The organism is Duganella violaceipulchra (assembly GCF_019166075.1).
GTDB lineage: Bacteria > Pseudomonadota > Gammaproteobacteria > Burkholderiales > Burkholderiaceae_D > Rugamonas > Rugamonas violaceipulchra.
Genome location: NZ_JAHTGR010000182.1, coordinates 1 through 303, shown reverse-complemented (window position 1 = coordinate 303; position 303 = coordinate 1). Strand labels below are relative to the sequence as shown.

The following is a 303-nucleotide window of genomic DNA, read 5'->3' as shown; positions in this document are numbered from 1 at the left end:
CACGGTACTGGTTCACTATCGGTCGATTACGAGTATTTAGCCTTGGAGGATGGTCCCCCCATATTCAGACAGGATTTCTCGTGTCCCGCCCTACTTGTCGCACGCTTAGTTCCACACATCGCATTTCGAATACGGGACTATCACCCGCTATGGTTCCTATTTCCAGAGGATTCTTCTATGCGTCATGCTAAAACGTGCAGGCTCATCCCATTTCGCTCGCCACTACTTTGGGAATCTCGGTTGATTTCTTTTCCTGCAGCTACTTAGATGTTTCAGTTCGCCGCGTTCGCTTTGCATACCTAT

1 rRNA gene is annotated in these 303 nt (G+C 48.8%); it reads right to left on the bottom strand.

Annotated features, from left to right (window positions below):
- Positions 1-303: ribosomal RNA gene (locus KVP70_RS33595) — 23S ribosomal RNA — on the bottom strand; the annotation flags it as partial.